19 protein-coding genes are annotated in these 17,428 nt (G+C 67.8%); 6 read left to right on the forward strand and 13 right to left on the reverse strand.

From position 1 onward, the window contains the following. The first annotated feature begins 16 nt into the window (after positions 1 to 16). Genes ACT89H_RS00355 through ACT89H_RS00365 form a run of 3 tightly spaced genes read left to right on the forward strand, consistent with a single transcriptional unit; the run spans position 17 to position 1,563 of the window. Positions 17 to 391, forward strand: coding sequence for an ArsR/SmtB family transcription factor (locus ACT89H_RS00355; RefSeq protein WP_445106444.1), 375 nt, complete (start codon positions 17 to 19; stop codon positions 389 to 391). Further along, positions 388 to 1,119, forward strand: coding sequence for an aquaporin (locus ACT89H_RS00360; RefSeq protein ID WP_445106445.1), 732 nt, complete (start codon positions 388 to 390; stop codon positions 1,117 to 1,119). The genes ACT89H_RS00355 and ACT89H_RS00360 overlap by 4 nt, the downstream gene beginning before the upstream one ends. A 9-nt stretch (positions 1,120 to 1,128) precedes the next feature. After that, positions 1,129 to 1,563, forward strand: a complete 435-nt coding sequence (locus ACT89H_RS00365) for an arsenate reductase ArsC (protein ID WP_445106446.1) — start codon at positions 1,129 to 1,131, stop codon at positions 1,561 to 1,563. A gap of 332 nt (positions 1,564 to 1,895) precedes the next feature. Here ACT89H_RS00365 and ACT89H_RS00370 read toward each other — a convergent pair whose 3' ends face one another. The 6 genes from ACT89H_RS00370 to ACT89H_RS00395 form a co-directional block, all read right to left on the reverse strand. Then, a complete protein-coding gene (locus ACT89H_RS00370) occupies positions 1,896 to 2,639 on the reverse strand; it encodes a DUF8020 domain-containing protein (RefSeq protein WP_445106447.1) in 744 nt (247 codons plus the stop codon). A gap of 86 nt (positions 2,640 to 2,725) precedes the next feature. After that, complete coding sequence (locus ACT89H_RS00375; protein WP_445106448.1) at positions 2,726 to 4,189, reverse strand: PepSY-associated TM helix domain-containing protein; 1,464 nt, start codon at positions 4,187 to 4,189, stop codon at positions 2,726 to 2,728. 331 nt (positions 4,190 to 4,520) lie between these two features. Then, entirely contained in the window at positions 4,521 to 5,084 is a 564-nt protein-coding gene (locus tag ACT89H_RS00380; RefSeq protein WP_445106449.1) for a hypothetical protein, read from the reverse strand. Positions 5,085 to 5,294: 210 nt separating this feature from the next. Next, positions 5,295 to 6,920, reverse strand: a complete 1,626-nt coding sequence (locus ACT89H_RS00385; RefSeq protein ID WP_445106450.1) for an acyl-CoA synthetase — start codon at positions 6,918 to 6,920, stop codon at positions 5,295 to 5,297. Between the two features lie 234 nt (positions 6,921 to 7,154). Continuing rightward, positions 7,155 to 7,655 carry an ArsR/SmtB family transcription factor gene (locus ACT89H_RS00390; protein WP_445106451.1) on the reverse strand — a complete coding sequence of 167 codons (501 nt, stop codon included), beginning with the start codon at positions 7,653 to 7,655 and terminating at the stop codon, positions 7,155 to 7,157. 84 nt (positions 7,656 to 7,739) lie between these two features. Then, on the reverse strand, positions 7,740 to 7,982 hold the full coding sequence (locus ACT89H_RS00395; RefSeq protein WP_445106452.1) for a hypothetical protein: 243 nt from the start codon (positions 7,980 to 7,982) through the stop codon (positions 7,740 to 7,742). Between the two features lie 334 nt (positions 7,983 to 8,316). On the opposite strand from ACT89H_RS00395, the gene ACT89H_RS00400 reads away from it, so the two are divergent. Continuing rightward, positions 8,317 to 8,484 carry a hypothetical protein gene (locus ACT89H_RS00400; RefSeq protein ID WP_445106453.1) on the forward strand — a complete coding sequence of 56 codons (168 nt, stop codon included), beginning with the start codon at positions 8,317 to 8,319 and terminating at the stop codon, positions 8,482 to 8,484. A 3-nt stretch (positions 8,485 to 8,487) separates the two neighbouring features. Then, entirely contained in the window at positions 8,488 to 9,393 is a 906-nt protein-coding gene (locus tag ACT89H_RS00405) for a phosphatidylinositol mannoside acyltransferase (RefSeq protein WP_445106454.1), read from the forward strand. Positions 9,394 to 9,669: 276 nt separating this feature from the next. Here the strand turns inward: ACT89H_RS00405 and ACT89H_RS00410 are convergent, their stop codons facing one another. Beyond that, positions 9,670 to 10,899: an acyl-CoA dehydrogenase family protein gene (locus tag ACT89H_RS00410; protein WP_445106455.1), complete on the reverse strand. Its 1,230-nt coding sequence runs from the start codon at positions 10,897 to 10,899 to the stop codon at positions 9,670 to 9,672. Between the two features lie 33 nt (positions 10,900 to 10,932). Next, the gene (locus ACT89H_RS00415; protein WP_445106456.1) at positions 10,933 to 12,327 is read right to left on the reverse strand and encodes an acyl-CoA dehydrogenase family protein; all 1,395 of its coding nucleotides are present in this window, start codon (positions 12,325 to 12,327) and stop codon (positions 10,933 to 10,935) included. Between the two features lie 473 nt (positions 12,328 to 12,800). On the opposite strand from ACT89H_RS00415, the gene ACT89H_RS00420 reads away from it, so the two are divergent. Further along, a complete protein-coding gene (locus ACT89H_RS00420; RefSeq protein ID WP_445106457.1) occupies positions 12,801 to 13,424 on the forward strand; it encodes a Uma2 family endonuclease in 624 nt (207 codons plus the stop codon). Between the two features lie 83 nt (positions 13,425 to 13,507). Here ACT89H_RS00420 and ftsX read toward each other — a convergent pair whose 3' ends face one another. The 5 genes from ftsX to prfB form a co-directional block, all read right to left on the reverse strand. Continuing rightward, on the reverse strand, positions 13,508 to 14,413 hold the full coding sequence (gene ftsX / locus ACT89H_RS00425) for a permease-like cell division protein FtsX (protein WP_445106458.1): 906 nt from the start codon (positions 14,411 to 14,413) through the stop codon (positions 13,508 to 13,510). Then, complete coding sequence (gene ftsE, locus ACT89H_RS00430) at positions 14,413 to 15,102, reverse strand: cell division ATP-binding protein FtsE (protein ID WP_445106459.1); 690 nt, start codon at positions 15,100 to 15,102, stop codon at positions 14,413 to 14,415. Before ftsE ends, ftsX begins: the two co-directional genes overlap by 1 nt. Before the next feature lie 82 nt (positions 15,103 to 15,184). Continuing rightward, complete coding sequence (locus ACT89H_RS00435; RefSeq protein ID WP_445106460.1) at positions 15,185 to 15,310, reverse strand: hypothetical protein; 126 nt, start codon at positions 15,308 to 15,310, stop codon at positions 15,185 to 15,187. A gap of 16 nt (positions 15,311 to 15,326) precedes the next feature. Further along, on the reverse strand, positions 15,327 to 16,187 hold the full coding sequence (locus tag ACT89H_RS00440) for a mechanosensitive ion channel family protein (RefSeq protein WP_445106461.1): 861 nt from the start codon (positions 16,185 to 16,187) through the stop codon (positions 15,327 to 15,329). Then, the gene (gene prfB / locus ACT89H_RS00445; RefSeq protein WP_445106462.1) at positions 16,188 to 17,303 is read right to left on the reverse strand and encodes a peptide chain release factor 2; all 1,116 of its coding nucleotides are present in this window, start codon (positions 17,301 to 17,303) and stop codon (positions 16,188 to 16,190) included. Between the last annotated feature and the right edge of the window lie 125 nt (positions 17,304 to 17,428).

Here is a 17,428-nt window from a genome sequence, read left to right on the forward strand (position 1 = left end):
ACATCAATATAGATCTGTGTCGAAACAGGAGTTACCGCTCGTCGGCGTGACCGAACCATCGTGTGAGGTCACGCCGATGATCCGCCAACCGCTGACCGTCGCGGCCGCCACCGAGCTGGCCTGCGTGTTCAAAGCGCTGTCGGACCCGATCCGGTTGCGGCTGCTGTCGGTGGTGGCCGGCCATGCCGGGCGGGAGGCGTGCGTGTGCGACCTGTCGGAAGGCTTCGATGTCAGCCAGCCGACCATTTCCCATCATCTGAAGGTGCTGCGCGAAGCCGGTCTGCTCAGCAGCGAGCGGCGCGGGTCCTGGGTGTACTACCGCATCGAACCCACCGCGCTGCGGCAGTTGTCCCGCCTGCTCGACAGCACCGTCGCGGACGCGGCGCGATGAGCGACCTGGCGCGGCGGCTACTGGCCGAATTCCTCGGCACCGCCCTACTCGTCGCCGTCGTCGTCGGCTCCGGCATCGCCGCCCAGCAACTGTCACCCGATGACATCGGCGTGCAGCTACTGGAGAACTCCACCGCCACCGTTCTCGGACTCGCGGTGCTGATCCTGCTCTTCGGGCCGGTGTCCGGCGCTCACTTCAATCCCGTTGTCTCCGTAGTGGACTGGCTCTTGGGGCGACGCCACGGCGCCGGTCTCCGCGGCCGGGACCTTCCCGCGTATATCGCGGCTCAAACCACCGGAGCCGTCGTCGGCGCGGTCCTCGCCAACGTCATGTTCGATCGACCCGCGATGCAGATCTCCACCCACCATCGGGTTTCCACCGGTCATGTGATCGCGGAAGTCGTCGCCACCGCCGGACTGATCGCCGTCGTCTTCGGCCTGGCCCGCAGCGGGCGGGCGGCCCTGTCGGCGGCAGCGGTGGGCGCCTACATCGGAGCGGCGTACTGGTTCACCAGTTCCACATCGTTCGCCAACCCCGCCGTCACCATCGGCCGCGTCTTCTCCGACACCTTCGCCGGAATAGCCCCCGCTTCCGTGCCCGGCTATCTCGCCGCCCAACTTCTCGGCGCACTGATCGGCCTCGCGCTCGTCGCCATCCTCTACCCGGCCACCGCGGCCGCCGCTGCCGGCAACGCCGTCATCCCTCGCGACACCATCGACACTCACTGAAAGGCCGCGATGCCAGCCACACCGAGCGTGCTATTCGTCTGCGTCCACAACGCTGGACGCTCGCAAATGGCCGCCGCCCTGCTCACCCACCTCGCTCAGGACGACATCGAGGTCCGCTCCGCGGGCTCGGCCCCCGCCGACGAGATCAACCCGGTGGTCGCCGAAGTGATGACCGAGATCGGCATAGACCTCACCGACCGGAAACCGAAGATCCTGACACCCGAAGCCGTCGAAGCCTCCGACGTCGTCATCACCATGGGCTGCGGCGACGCATGCCCCTACTACCCCGGGAAACGCTACCTCGATTGGCAGCTCGACGATCCCGCCGGACAAGACCGCGACACCGTCCGCGCGATCCGCACCGAGATCGAACGACACGTCCGCGGCCTGCTCACCGATCTGGGCCTGCGGATATCGGATGAAGCGGGGCCCGGCAGCGAGTGAGTCGGTTTCGATGCCGGGCCGGAAATCACTTCAACAGACTCCGAAGTCGCCGGGGTCTGTGCGCCGGTGGCGCAGTCAGGATGTCCGCGACCACTTATCCACAGGGTCTTCCATGCGAGCGCCCAAGGGAACTGGTCTATGTACCGTTCACCCGTCCCAGGATCATGCTGGCGGTATACGTTGTCGCCGACCAGAACCGTGACACCCCAGCGTTCGAGCTTGGCCATCGCTTCCTGTACAGCAGGAAACCTGATCTGTGCCCAGTTCGAGAAGGGCATTGCGACAATGGGCAGCTGTCGGTAGTGAGCGTCAGGACTATTCGCCCAGGTCGCTCATTGCCCCCGGAAAGGCGAGTTGATCGTGCTGAAGTACATGATCGCCGCGCCGATGGCGACTGGGGCCGTCACCAGGATCTGGCCCGCGACCGTGCCGAGGGCGCCGATGGCGGCGATGCCGCCGAGGCAGCCGACGGCGGCGGCCGGGATGAACGGGCCGAACATGCCGACGATGGTGGCGGCGGCAACGGTCGCGCCCGCGATGCCGCCGAGTACGCAGCCCACCGCCGCGCCGCCGATGCCGCCGACCAGGGTGCCGATGGTGGCGCCCATGGAGATGGTGCTGGTCATCCGGGACCAGGCCGCCTGCTCACGGTCGTATTCCGTCTTCCACGGGGCCTTGTCCTCGAACGGCAGGGCGACCGGCTGATAGACCGCGTGCGCCAGGTCGAACTGCGGGGTCAGCGTCGCGGTGCGGTCGGAAATCTCGGCGGCGATGGGGAATTCGAACTCGCCGACCAGGAAGGTCAACGGCGTGCCCGCGACGACTGTGCCGTCGGCGGCCTTGATCTTCAGCACTTGGTCCTCGACCACCAGCGAGCCGGAATCGATGCTGATGATGCCGGCGGTCTCGGTGGCGTGGGCGGTGAAACCGACGGCCTCGGCCGTCTCGGTGGACGTCGCCTCGACGGACGTGCTGTCCACCGGAGCGGTCTCGGGAGCGGCGGAACTCGTGCCCGCGGCGATGCTGACGGCGGCGGTCGTGAACGCGGCGGCGAGGGCTAGTTTCGTGATCTGCATGGAAATTCCTTGGTTTCGACGGCATGGCGAAGCGACGGCCATACCTGTGACGTTCGGTAGGTCGTGGAAGTAGCGGGGATATGTGGTTAAGCGGAGGCGCGCATCCGTCCGGCGAGGCCGATCAGCACGTCGATCGCGAGGAAGACGAGCAGGCTCAGCCCGACCAGCGGGACGAACCAGCCGAGCACCAGCGCGGCGGCTGCCAGCGGCACGACTACCCACAGCGACGACTTGCGTAGCGCGCCGCGCCGCGGAGCGTGGCCCAGCACGAACCGGCCGGCATCGCGGGTCGGCCGCCTGCGCCACCACATCAGATAGCCGCGCACGATCACGGTGATCAGCCCGATCATCGCCGCGAGCAGCAACAACTGATTGAGCAGCCCGAACATCAGGCCCATGTGGAACTGGATGCCCCAGTTGGTGAGCTTGGCCATCAGCGGCCAGTCGGCATAGGGCAGACGATCGGTGACCGTGCCGGTCGCGCCGTCGACGGCGACGGAATCGACGGTGTAGCTGCCCGGTATCCGGCGTTCCTTCACCGCGAACGCTGTGCCCGGCGCGGCCGGGACGGCGATCTCGGCCGCCTGCGTGATGCCTTCGGCGCGGGCGGTCGCGTAGACCCGATCCAACTGGGCGATCCGATCGGCCGGATCGGCAGGCGCGTGCTCCGCGTGGCTGCCGCTGTGGTGCTCGGAACCCGAATCATGTCCTGGAGCAACGGTTCCGGGCAGTGCGGTGCTGACCGCCGGCGTGGTCCAGCTGAGCTGTGCACGCAGTTCGGTGATGTTCGCACCCGCGTAGGTCGACCAAGTCATGCCCGTCGCCGACAGCAGCAGCACCAGGGGAAGCACCCACATCCCGACCGCGCCGTGCCAGTTGAGGGTGCGGCCTCGCGCGCGCTGCGACCGATCGGCCGCCAGCAGCCAGCCCCAGCCGTTGCGGGCTCGCCGGCTACGCACCCGGCGCACCCAGATGACCAGCCCGGCCAGCGCGACGATCCATAGCCAGCACGCGGCGAGTTCGCTATAGAGCCGGCCCGGTTCACCCAGGTGCAGGTCCCGGTGCAACCGATCGATCCAGGTGCGCATCGGCAGCGCACCCGAGCTGCCGTACACGACGGCATCGCCCACCGGCTGCGCGGTGTACGGGTTGACGAACACCGCCCGCCGCTCGGACTGGCCCAGCGACGGGTCACTGAACAACACCCGGGTGGTGTCCTCGGCGCCCGCCGCCGGAGCGACGGCGACCAGCGGAAGATCCGGCCGGGTGGCGACGGCCGCGCCGACCTGCTCCGACAGCGGCTTCGGCGTTCCGGTCTCGGTGACTGTCAACAGGTCACGCGACACAATCGACTCGAGCGTCGGCGATATCGCGTAGAGGGCGCCGGTGACGGCGGCGATGAGGATGAACGGCCCGACGAACACTCCCGCGTAGAAGTGCAGCCGCATCGCCAGCGCGTACAGGCTGTTACGCGCGGTGGTCCGGCGTGGGCCGGACGAATCCGACGGCTCCGATAACTCGGCGTCGGAAATGGTTTCTGTGGTACTCACGATCGTTTCTTTTCTGCGGACGGAACCCGGGCGGGCGCAACCGTCTTTCGGTCACCGTGGGCATGGGGCCGCCACGGCGAAAGCGCATACGTCGGACGCTCGTCACGGATTCACCCGCGGCGACAACCGCCTCGACCGGAGGTGCGCGCGCTCATTCGAGGGAGCCCGATCGCACCGCCACACGCGGAAAGATGGATTTGCGACCCGGAAGCGGCGTCGTGTCGGCACACTCAGGCGTGGGCACGAGAGTGCGCGAGGCTGCCGCTGCACGATGAGAGACCGTGATGGATGAGCGGCGCTCAGGTCACGCGTGCACCGGGTGTGGAAAGAATCAGAGAACGACCGCGAGCGGCGGAGCGCGGGTGCGCAGCGCCTCGGCGGCGAACACCCGCAGAACGACCCGGTCGCGATGGGCCGTCCGCAACGGAACATGTTTCGCGACGACGGGCGGGGTGTGCCGCAGCGGCAGCACCCGGTGCAGCACCGCGGTGCCGATCCGGTACGCGGCTTCCGCGCCTCGGATCACGACGGCCGCCACGACTGCCGCGCACAGATGCGCGGCGAGCATGGCCGGAGTCAGCTGGGCATCAGCGTGCTGGAGATGTCCCGAGGTGATCCCCATGGCGAGGTGCCCGAGCAGCTGCCCGGCGACCAGCGCCGCGACCAGCCCTGACGATGTTTCGCGCAGCGGGGCCAGCCCCGCCACCAGCGCGCCGATCACGGCGGACGCGGCGGCGAGCAGGGCCAGCGCGGTGGTGTCCGGCAGCATGCCGCCGGAAGCCCAGCCGTGCGCAGCGACGGAAATGGCCCCCGAGATCGCACCGGCCGAGCCACCGCGCACCCGCGCGACGGCGCCGCGACGTCCCGCGGCAGACCGGTCGAACCCGTAACTCACCCGCCGATGATAGCCGACCGATTGCACGCGTCCGACCGCATCGGCGCGCACCGAAAACCGCCGTCGCAGCGAATTGACCAGTCGCCGCTTGATCATCACGTTCACACCAAGGCCAGATCGCCTTGCGGGCCGCGCCACCCCACGACCGGACGTGTCACATATCTCAGCGGGCGGCTACCCGCTGGTGACGGCCGGTCGCGGTGGTGTTCATCAAGCCTCGACCTCGTACTCCGCCAGCACACGGCGTAGCAGCTTGCCGGTCGCGTTGCGCGGCAAGTCGTCGAGGAAGACCACCTCACGCGGCACCTTGTAGCGCGCGAGGTTGTTCCGCACGTACGCCTTGATCTCCTCGCCGTCGGGCGAGCAGCCCGGCTCCGCAACGACGAAGGCGCGCAGACGCTTGCCGAATTCCACGTCGTCCACGCCGACGACGGCGACGTCGAAGATGTCGGGTCGTTCCAGCAGCAGGTTCTCCACCTCCTGCGGGAAAACGTTCTCGCCGCCGGACACGATCATGTCGTCGTCACGGCCGTCCACCATGAGCAGGCCGTTCTCGTCGAAGTGGCCGACGTCGCCGCTGGCCATATAGCCGTCGATGATCTGCTTGTGCCTGCCGTCGGTGTAGCCCTCGAACGGCGCACCGCTGCGGATGAAGATGCGCCCGGTGGTGCCGACGGCGGTGACGCGCTGGTCGTTGTCGTCGTAGAGCCGCACCTCGCAGGTGATCGGCGCGCGCCCGACGGTGCCGGGCGCGAGCGCGAGATCCTCGGGGGCGGCCACGGTTGCCACAGCGCATTCGGTGGAGCCGTAGAGGTTGTAGAGCACCGGGCCGAACGCCTCGGTGGCCTTGATCGTCAATTCCGGCGACAGGGCCGAACCGGCCAGCACGATCGACTTCAGCGAGGACGTGTCGTACTTCGCCCGGATCGCCGGATCGAGTTCGACCATCCGGTGCAGCATCGTAGGCACCGCCACCAGCATGTCGGCTTTGTGCTCGGCGACCAAGGCGAGCGTCGCCTCGGCGTCGAACCGGCGGCGCACCACCACCTTGTTGGCCAGCGCCGCGCCGACCAGCCAGGTAGCCAGGCCGGTGCTGTGGAAGATCGGCGAGACGATCACCTGAGTGCCGCGCCGTGGGAACGGGATGCGGTCGACCATCTGCGCCGTGGACAGCGGAGTGACCTTCGTGCGCGGGGCGCCCTTCGGCAGGCCGGTGGTGCCGCTGGTCAAGATGATGAAGCCGCCGGGCTTGCTCGGCGCGGGCAGCGGCTCGGTGGAATTGGCGGCGACCAGGTCGTCGATCGTCTGCGCACCCTCGGGCAGCGTGGCGTCCTCGTCGACCCAGGTGAGGTAGCGCGGCAAGCCGGCGGGCAGTGCGTCGAGCAGGCCGAGAAATTCGCTGTCGTGCAACACCACCTTGACCTTCTCCCGGGCGCACACCTCGGCGAACTGCGGCTTGGCGAACCCGGTGTTCATCAACGCGACCCGCACACCGAGTTTGCCCGCCGCGGCCATGGCGATGATCAGCCCGCGGTGGTCGCGCGCGAGCAGGCCGATCACCTGGCCTTCGGTGATACCCGCCGCCCGCAGGCCGCGCGCGACGGCCGTCGACCGGTCGTCCAGTTCGCGGTAGGTCAGGGTGCCCGCCTCGTCCACAATGCCCGGCGCGTCCGGCGCTACCCGCGCGGAGTGCCGGATCAGCGTCGCCTGGGGGCCGAGGATGCGCGATTCCCGCATCGTGCGCAATGTCTCCAGCGGCTTCTTCGGATCGGTGACACCCCGGCTGCGCAGTACCCCGAGCGCCTTCACGGCCTCCAGCGTGTGGGCCACATTCATGTCGAACAACCTCCACAAACCTCGCTTCGATCCTCGACCCAGCGAACCGGTACGGCGTGCTGACTTGCCACCGTAACAGCGCGGAGTGCGGCAGGTCACAATCGAAAGCGGACAAATATCTCTCGGTTCGGTGACGTCCATCGCGGGTAGGAGCGGTCGGCAGCCCGATTTCGGCCGGTTCGCCCGCCCCCGAGAGGTGGCCCGAAACCGGCGGCGGATCTGTGGCCGCCGGAATCAGCGGCGAGCGCTGGCCAAGGCGACCAATAGCGGCACCACCCGGGCGGCGGGTACCTCGAATCTCCCGCGCCCCGCGGTGTGCAGCCAGCCGACGGCAGCCAGTTGCCGCAAGTGCTGATAGATCTGCCCAGAGTCGCCGACACCGTCCACTCCGGCGAGTTCGGCCGCGGTCCGCCGCCCGCCCATGATCTCGCGCAGCAGGCGCAGCCGGACCGGGCTGCCCAGCGCGGCAAGGCATTCCGCCGTCTCGGCCCAGTCGTCCTCGATGAGGTCGCCGGTGGTGAACCTGGCCTGCCACGCGCGCTGCTGATCGTTGGGCAGGCGGACCGACCCGGCGAAGACGACGCCTCCGTTGGGCTCGTCGGCCACCGCGAACTCGTCCTGCAAACGAGCCACCGCCCACTGCTCGCCGCCCGGCGGGAGATCGTCGGGCCGAATTCTCGCTTCCAGCGCGCTGAGCCGCCGCTCCAACTCGACGACTCGGTCTTCCAGACTCACGAACCCACAAGCTACGGAAGTCCGTACTTCACGACAAACCGAAGATCCCGGCTCCCGTGCCACGGGAGCCGGGATCTTTCGCGCTCAGCTGTAGACGGCGCCGAACGACGGAACCGAGATCGTGCCCAACCGGTAGGCGTACCCGTCCGGGTTCGCGTCGCTGACGGGTACCGACCAGCGGTGCCACAGCGATCCGTACACCGCGGCGACCACCGGGCCCGCGCCGGTGTCCAGGGGGCGGCAAGAAGTTCTCTGGTACAGCTCGAGTGAAAGATGTCCGCCGATTCGTCGATCCAGCGGCTCAGGACGATAGGCTGCCCGGTACACGCCCTGTCCAGGGGTGAGCGCCGAATGGCGTGATCGTGTCGTTGGCTCATCGACGCAGTGACGTGCTTGTGAAACGACAGCGCGCAAGAATCCTTCATGGCGCGCGGCGGTGTCCTTCCGCGGTACGAGCGCCGGCCGCGTCCTGATTTTCGCCACCGTCTTGACGGGGTTCGGCACACAGGCCCGAAAAAAACCGATCCGTCTGATCTGCGCAGGGTAGTGTGGAGTTTCTCGAGGTGAACGCCGACATCGCGGCGGTGACCGCGTCCACGCGGTCGGTCACCCAGTCAGGCGCCATCGATCGCCAGCGCGCCAGTGAGCGGAGAACCCCAGAATGCATCGAAGTAACCGGCACTCACCTGATCTTTTCAGCCATCGGACCAAGCCCGCCGAGACGAGTACGCCGGAACCCGGGGTGGTTCGTCCGCCCGTATTCAGCGACATCGCCGCGACGTCCGCGGTGGCGATGGACGAGACGACACTGGTCGACGCCGATGGGTGATTGATGCGTCCGTCCGCCCGAGCGTGGGACCTCGGCTACGCCGCCGCCTGGCGGCTGATACGCGCGCTGCCGGAACCGGTCGCTGTCCGCCTCTTCGACGCGGGAGCCGAACGCGCGGCCCGCGACGGCGGACCCGACCAGTTGCGCCGCAACCTTTCTCGGGTATTGGCCACGACACCGGAGGACGTGCCGGACGTGCTGGTCCGTGCGAGTCTGCGTTCCTACGCGCGGTATTGGCGCGAGGCCTTCCGGTTGCCCTCGATGGACCCCGTGCGACTGGCCGACACCATCGAATCCTCGGCCACCGGGCTCGACCACATTCGGCGGGCGGTCGAACGCGGCACCGGTGCGATACTCGCCCTGCCGCACAGCGGCAATTGGGACCTGGCGGGAGTGTGGGTGGTGCAGCGCGTGGGCACACCAACCGTCGTCGCCGAGCGCCTGCGGCCCGAATCGCTGTTCCAGCGCTTCGTTCGCTTCCGTGAGCGCCTAGGATTCGAGATCATCCCGCTCACCGGTGCTGCGACGCCGCCGTTTTCGCAGCTGCTCGCCCGGATTCGGCAGGGGCGGATCGTCGGTCTGTTGGGTGAACGCGACCTGTCCGGGGCCGGTGTACCGGTCACCTTCTTCGGTGAACCGGCCCGATTGCCGAGCGGTCCGGCGCGGCTGGCGATCGACACCGGAGCACCACTGCTTCCGGTGCACTGCTGGTACACACCTGACGGCTGGGGATTCCACGTCGACGCACCTATCGACACCAGCTGTGGAGTCCGGGCCACCACCCAGTCGCTCGCCGACCGATTCGCCGCGAATATCGCCGCGCACCCCGCCGACTGGCACATGTTGCAGCCCCTGTGGACGGCCGACCTCACCGCTGCGCAGCTTGCTCGCCGAAACGCACCGAACTGAACCACTTCCCGTGCGTGCGGCAGTCTCGCCTCACTCGTCGGGCAGTCCCCAGGCGAATCCGGCGGCGATGATGAAACAACTGACGATCGAAATCAGGACGATGATCCACATGTGCGCGAAGGGTACGTAACATTCGGTCCGAAATCCATAGCACCGCATCTATGAATGTGTTTCCGGACACGCAATCGGTCGCTGTTGACGGCCCGGGACCGAAAGATCCGGTGCGAGTCCGAGCAGGCTCGCACCGGATTCGTCGTCGCCTCCGCTAGCGCGGCGTCACTTCAGCTCGGCACTGGTCTTGCCCAGTACTCGGCGGGCGACGATGAGTTGCTGGATCTGCTGGGTGCCTTCGAAGATGTCGAGGATTTTGGAGTCGCGGCCCCACTTCTCCAGCAGCGTGCGCTGTGAATAGCCGAGGGCGCCGGCCAGTTCCACCGCCTTCAAGGTGACGTCGGTGCCGGTGCGGCCGGCCTTCGCCTTGGACATGGACGCCTCGAGCGAGTTGGGTTTCTTGTTGTCGGCCATCCACGCGGCGCGCAGGGCGAGCAGGTAGGCGGACTCGTAATCGGCTTCCATCCGCAGGAATTCGGCGGCGGCGGCGTGCTGGTTGTTGGCGGGGGTGTCGTAGGAGATCTCCACGCCCGCCGCGGTCAGGATCGAGCGCAGCTCTTCGAGCGCGGCGCGGGCCACGCCGATCGCCATCGCGGCGACGAGCGGGCGAGTGTTGTCGAAGGTCTGCATGACCCCGGCGAAACCCTTCTCCACGTTGACTTCCGGGCTGCCGAGGATGTTGTCCTTCGGAATGCGGCAGTCCTGCAACAGCAGCACGGCGGTGTCGGAGGCCTTGATGCCGAGCTTGTGCTCGAGCCGTGCCACCGACAGGCCGGGAGCGTCGCGCGGCACGACGAACGACTTGATCGCCGCGCGGCCCAGGCTCTTGTCCACCGTCGCCCACACCACGATGTGGGTGGAGCGTTGGCCCGCGGTGACGAAGATCTTCTCGCCGTTGAGCACCCACTCGTCTCCGTCGAGCACGGCGGTGGTGGACACGGCGGCGGAGTCGGAGCCGAAGGACGGCTCGGTGATCGCCATCGAGGCCCACACCTTGCCGAAACGCTTCAGCTGTTCGTCGGTGGCGACGGCGGCGATGGCGGCGTTGCCCAGACCCTGGTAGGGGATCGACAGCATGAGGCCGACATCGCCCCACGAGGTCTCCAGCGCGTTCAGCAGCGCGGACATGTTGCCGCCGTTGGTGTTACCGAGCAGCTCGGTGGCGTGGCGGTCGGTCTCGCTGTCTCCGGAGCGGCCACCGGCCGCGCCGCCGATCTTCTGGGTGCCGGAGTCGGCCAGGCCCTCGACCATAGCGGCCATGGTGTCCAGCTCGACCGGGTACTCATGCTCGGCGAGGTCGTACTTGCGTGAGATCGGGCGGAAGATCTCCTGCGCGACCTGGTGCGCCTGGTTCGCGCTGGCCCGCAGCTTCTTGGGGAGTTCGAGGTTGATCATCAGTGAGGTCTCCTGGAAAACGGAACGGGCCGGTCAGATCAGCACGACACCTTCGGCGACGCCGATGGCCCGCAGGTCGCGGTACCAGCGCTCGACCGGGTGTTCCTTGGTGAAGCCGTGGCCGCCGAGCAGCTGCACGCCGTCGAGGCCGATCTGCATGCCCTTGTCGGTGGCGAGCTTGCGGGCCAGCGCCGCCTCGCGGCCGAAGGGCAGGCCCTGCTCCGCGCGGGAAGCGCCGCGCAGGGTGACCAGCCGCAGGCCGTCGAGTTCGATCGCGATGTTCGCGACCATGAAGGCGACCGCCTGGCGGTGCGAGATCGGCTCGCCGAACGCTTCGCGCTCGTTGACGTACGGGATCACGTAGTCCAGCACGGCCCGGCTGGTGCCCGCGGCGAGCGAGGCCCAGCCCAGGCGGGCCAGGCGCACCGCGTCGGCGTACTCCTCGGCGCGGGTCGCCGCGTCGCCGTCACCCAGGATCGCGTCCGCGCCCACCGCGACGTTGTCCAGGATCAGCCTGCCGAGGCTCGCCGCGCGCAGACCCATGCTCGGATCGGCCTCCACCACCAGGCCGGGCGCGTCCGACTCGACGATGAACAGTGCGGGACGGCCGTCGAGTTCGGCGGCGATCAGGAACAGCTCGGCGTCGGCCGCGGCGGGCACCAGGCTCTTCACACCCGAGATGCGGTAGCCGCTGGGCGAGCGCACCGCCTTGGTGTCGAGTGCGAACGGGTCGAACAGGGCGCGCGGCTCGCTGATCACCACCGCGGCCTGCGGCACGTTCTCGCCGGTGAAGGAGGGCAGGTAGGTCTTCTGCTGCGCGTCGCTGCCCCACTGCGCGAGCGCGACCGCGACGCCGCTGGGCGCCAGGATCGGCAGGGCCAGGCCCATGTCACCGTGCGCCAGCGCCTCGGCGACCAGCGAGTTGGTCACCGCGCCGCGTTCGGAGGCCGCCCCCTCGAGTTCCTCGGGGACGTTGATCAGGGTGATGCCGAGCTCGGCGGCGCGCTCGAGCAGGTCGCGCGGCGCTTTGGCGGCGTTGTCGGCCTCGTAGGCGGCCGGGCGCAGGATCTCGGCGGCGAATTCCGTCACCGTCTCGACGATCATCTGCTGCTCATCGGTCGGCGTCAGGTCGAAGAATTCCTTGTTCCTCGCCTCGTTGGCGGCCAGCCGCTTCGGCGCGCCGCCGCCCGCGACCTTGGCGAACGCGCGGGTCGCCGCGCCGAGCGTGCGGAAGCCGGTCTTGGTGCCCTCGTAGGTGACGCGCTCGATCGGCTTGCGCAGGTTGTATTTCTCGGCCAGTTCCGACCCGGTAATGCTGGTCATGACCCGCATCGCCGCGCCCATCCAGTCCCGCTTGGGGTGGTTCAGGCCGACCGCGGACGTGTCTGGACGTCGCTTCGTCGCGCTGTCTCGGGTACTCATCATCACCTGGTTTCTCGGATGGGTTGGTGCGGTCTGTCCCCCGCTATGTTACTCCGGAGTAAGACTATCTTACTTCCGAGTAAGAAGTGCGTCGAGACGCAGCATACGCGGGCGATCCGGGCATTGCTGGACGAGTGCCCACAGTTGCGTCTTTGGGGGCGGACGCCGTCCAGCGTCCGGCGGCGCGCTACGCCCTGCACCACGATGAGCTGCGCTTTCGAAGAGGCAAGGGCACCTGCCCGGGCGGATGGCCGCTTCGGCCACCGCCGGTTCGCCCAGCCCCAAGGCCATTGCGGCGCTCGATCCGGAGTCGTCACCCGTGCACAGATGTTCCAGCCCCGTAGGCGGGTTGCGAATCGTGTGCGGCCGAGCTTGCCGCGAACACGGCGGCGGTGCGATCGGTGCGGCGAGACGCGCGGCACCGGCAGACGATGTCGACGACGGGGTTCGGCGGTATTGCCGTGACTACAATCCGACGCATGTCAGCGATCTTCGACTGGGCCCGGCCGGACAACGTGCAGCCGGAGCCGATCACGGTCGACATCTGGCGTGAGCTTTCCGAAGACTTCTGCCGCTTGGTCGAGGTGGTGAACGGGGATGCGGTCCGGTGCGAATCACCGAGCAGGGCACATCAAAAAGCCGTCCACCGACTGCTGGCAATGCTGGAATCGGCGGCTCGTGAATACATGGCCGAAGATCCGTCGGCGTGCCTGGACGCCAACCACGACTTCGACGTGGTGCTCTGGGAAGTCCCCCGGGCGACGATTCGGCGTCCCGACATCGCACTGTTCGAGTGCGTGCCGGCGGACGTGCGCCCGATGCCCGCACGCCATCTGAAGATCGCGGTCGAGATCATCTCGCCCAGCCATGTCAAAACCGACCGACTCGAGAAAATGGGCGAATACGCCGCTGCCGGAATCCCGTGGTACTGGCTGGTCAGCGTTTCGGACACCGAGGTAACGGCCATCGAGACCTACGGCCTCGACCACGGCGTCGGTCACTACCGGCTCGCCCGGGTCCTGAAGCCGCAGACCGCGTTCGCCGTCGACCTGCCGATCCGCATCCAGCTCGACTGGGACCAGCTCACCGATCTCGTGCTGTAGAAGGACCGCGCAGCCGGACTCGTGCACGGGCTCGGCCGCATCCGACGGGCGGGCCGGTGGCACTGCGGCCACCGGCCCGATGATCACTCGCGCACGTAGTACCGCAGCGTCGCGTAGGCCGTGATGGCCGCGAAGACGATGCCGGTCGGCGCGATGACCAGCGCGGTCATCGCGATATCGTCGCCGGTGATGCGGGGGAAGACCTTGCTGGCGAACAGGTCGCCGAGAGCGCGGTCGATCACGAGTGGGCGAGCGATGAGCAAACCGAGCACCGCGAGCACGGAGCCGGCCAGCGCGGCGACCACGGCCTCCAGCAGGAACGGCAACTGGGTGTACCAGCGGGTCGCACCGACCAGTCGCATGATGCCGACCTCGGTGCGCCGGGTGAACGCGGCGATCTGCACCATGTTCGCGATCAGCATCACCGCGGCGAGCGCTTGCAGCACGGCCAAGCCGAACGCGGCGTTGCGCAACCCGTCGAACAGGCTGACCAGCCGGTCGACGATGTCCTTGTCGTTGCGCACCATGCCGACGCCGGGGCGGTCGTAGAACTTCTCGTAGATCGTCGGGTAGCGCTCCGCGTTCGCCATCTTGACCCGCAGCGACGCGGGCAGCGGCGTCTCGCTGACGTATTTGGCCAGCTCGGGCTGGTCCTTGAAAGTCTTCTCCTTGGCCTCGCGGACCGCTTCCTCGCGGTTGAGGAACTGGACCGACTCGACGCCGTCGGTCGCCTTCAGGTCGGCCATGAGCGACCGGCACGGGTCCTGGGAACAGTCCGGGTCGTTGGCCGACACGTCCTCGGTCAGGTACAGCCGCACCTCGAGGCGGTCCAGGAAGTATTGCTCGGTCTTGTCCGCGATGCGCACCGCGAGCAGGCCGCCACCGAGCATGGTGAGCGAGACCGCGGTGGTCAGGATCATCGCGATGGTCATCGTGACGTTGCGGCGCAGGCCCGCGAAGACCTCGCCGAACAGGAAGCTCGCCCGCATTACCGGCCCACCCCGTACACACCCGTCGCCTCGTCCCGGACCAGCCGTCCCTGGTCCAGCTCGACCACCCGCCTACGCATCGCGTCCACGATGTGGTTGTCATGAGTGGCCATGACCACCGTGGTGCCGATGCGGTTGATCCGCTCCAGCAGCATCATGATGTCGGCGCTGGTGTCGGGATCGAGGTTGCCGGTCGGCTCGTCGGCCAGCAGTACCAGCGGCCGGTTCACGAAGGCCCGCGCGATCGCGACGCGCTGCTGTTCACCCCCGGAGAGCTCGGTCGGCAGCCGGTCGGCCTTGCCGCCGAGGCCCACCATGTCGAGCACCTCGGGCACCGTGCGGTCGATGACCTGGCGCCGCTTGCCGATGACTTCCAGCGCGAACGCGACATTCTGGTACACGGTCTTCTGCTGCAGCAGCCGGAAATCCTGGAAGACGCACCCGATCCGCTGGCGCAACTTGGGCACCTTGCGGCCGGGTAGGCGGTCGACCCGGAAATCGGCCACGTTGATCTCGCCCGCCGTCGGCGTCTCCTCCTTCAGCAGCAAGCGCATGAAGGTCGACTTGCCCGAGCCGGACGGTCCGATGATGAAGACGAACTCGCCCTTGCCCACATCGACGGTGATGTTGTCCAGCGCGGGTCGCGTCGAGGTCTTGTACGACTTGGTCACGTTCCGCAGGGTTATCACGGGGAGCCAGTGTAACCAGCAACCAGAAGTGGCCTGCGTTTGTCAACCGCGGGTGACGGTGCGAACGGAGCGTGCGGCCGGTTCAGCGCTCTGGTTGTTCGGTGAAGATCGCCGCCGGAACAGCATTGACCAAGGTGGTCGGAGCGGTGGTCGTCTCATCCGGTTTGACGAGTACGTACAGCACGAAAGTGGCGACCCAGGTTGCCATCAGAATCGCTGTCGATCTACGTGGTCTCACTGATTCCCTCCCGGCGCAGCGCCGCGGCGACTCGTACCCGCAGCTCGCGTCCGACATCGAACTGTTTACCCGGCAAAGTCCGGGCAACCATGCGGATGTTCATCTGGTCTACGGTGAGGTCTTCCACACCCATGACGGTGGGCTCGTCGAGCAGCAACGGCTTCAGGCGAGCGTCCTCGTACGCCTTCGTACCCACCTCGTGCAGGATCTCGTTGACCCTGGTGATGTCGGCGCTGGCGGCCACCGGCACGTCGATCGCGGCGCGCGCCCAATCCTTCGACAGGTTCGTCACCTTCACGATCTGGCCGTTGGGGACGGTGATCACTTCACCGTCGGCGTTGCGCAACGTGGTGATCCGCAACGTGACGTCCTCGACCGTGCCCTCCGCCTGCTCCGCGGCTCCGGTCACCGCGATGCGGACCACGTCGCCGAACCCGTACTGCCGCTCCGTGATCAGGAAGAACCCGGCGAGGATGTCCTGCACGATGCGCTGCGCGCCGAAACCGAGCGCGGCGCCGAGCACCGCGGCGGGCGCGACCAATCCGGTGACGGCGAAGCCGAGCCGCCGCAGCACCTCCATGGTGATCAGCACGTAGACAATGGTCAGCACCACCCACGTGATCACCTGCGCCAACGCGTGCCGATGCTTGGCCGCCTCGGTGCGCACCAGCGCGTCGCTGCTACGGAATCCGGCATCGATTCTGCGGGTGACCCGGTCCCGCACGTAGGTGGCGAACCGGCTGAACAGGATGGCGCCGAGGACGAGCAGCACGATCTCCAGGCCCGAACCGCGTAGCCACGTGGTGAAACCGGTGGAAGCGATCGCCTGGACTCCCGTGACATTCATCTAGCTCGCCTGCTCTCGCATTCGCCAGCGGATTCCCGACTCGATGAATCCGTCGATGTCGCCGTCGAGCACCGCGGACGGGTTGTTGACCTCGTAGTTCGTCCGCAGGTCCTTGACCATCTGGTAGGGGTGCAGCACGTAGGAGCGCATCTGATTGCCCCAGGACGCACCCTCGTTGGTCTTCAGCGCGTCCATCTCGGCGCGCTCCTCCTGCCGCTTGCGCTCCAGCAGCTTGGCCTGCAGCACGCGCATGGCCGAGATCTTGTTCTGCAGCTGGGATTTCTCGTTCTGGCAGGTGACCACGATGCCGGTGGGCAAGTGGGTGATGCGGACCGCGGAATCGGTGGTGTTGACGCTCTGGCCACCCGGGCCCGACGAGCGGTACACGTCGACGCGGATCTCCGTCTCCGGCACCTCGATGTGGTCGGTGGTCTCGACCACGGGCAGCACCTCGACCTCGGCGAAGGAAGTTTGGCGGCGGCCCTGGTTGTCGAACGGGCTGATCCGCACCAGCCGGTGCGTGCCCATCTCGACCGACAGCGTGCCGTAGGCGTAGGGCGTCTTCACCGCGAAGGTGGCGCTCTTGATGCCCGCTTCCTCGGCATAGGAGGTGTCGTAGACCTCCACCGAGTACTTGTGCCGATCGGCCCAGCGGATGTACATGCGCATGAGCATCTCGGCCCAGTCGGCGGCGTCCACGCCGCCGGCGCCGGAGCGGATGTTCACCAGCGCGTCGCGCTTGTCGTACTCGCCCGACAGCAGCGTGCGGACCTCCATCGCCTCCACGTCGCTGTGCAGCGCGATACGCTCGGCGTCGGCTTCGGCGAGCGCGTTTGTCCTGGCCTCGCCCTCTTCCTCTTCGGCCAGTTCGTACAGCACCGGCAGGTCGTCGAGCCGCTGGCGCAGCTCCTCCACCCGGCGCAACTCGCCTTGGGCGTGCGACAGCTCACTGGTGACCTGCTGAGCGTGGTCCTGGTCGTTCCACAGGTCGGGGTCGGCGGCCTGATGTTCGAGCTCGTCGATACGACGACGCAGCTCGTCGATGTCGAGGACCGATTCGACCGTCTTCAGGGTGGCGTCGAGTTCGGCGAGATCAGCGGAAACGTCAGGATGCACGATCGTCAAGCCTAGCTGCCCCTCTGCGGAGGCAGTACACGAGTGCGCGCGGCGTGACCGACGAGGGCGCCGGCGCGGGTGGCCGGAGCCGGACGCGGCCCCGACGGGCGGATCGCCGGGACGTC

It is taken from the genome of Nocardia aegles (assembly GCF_052545135.1).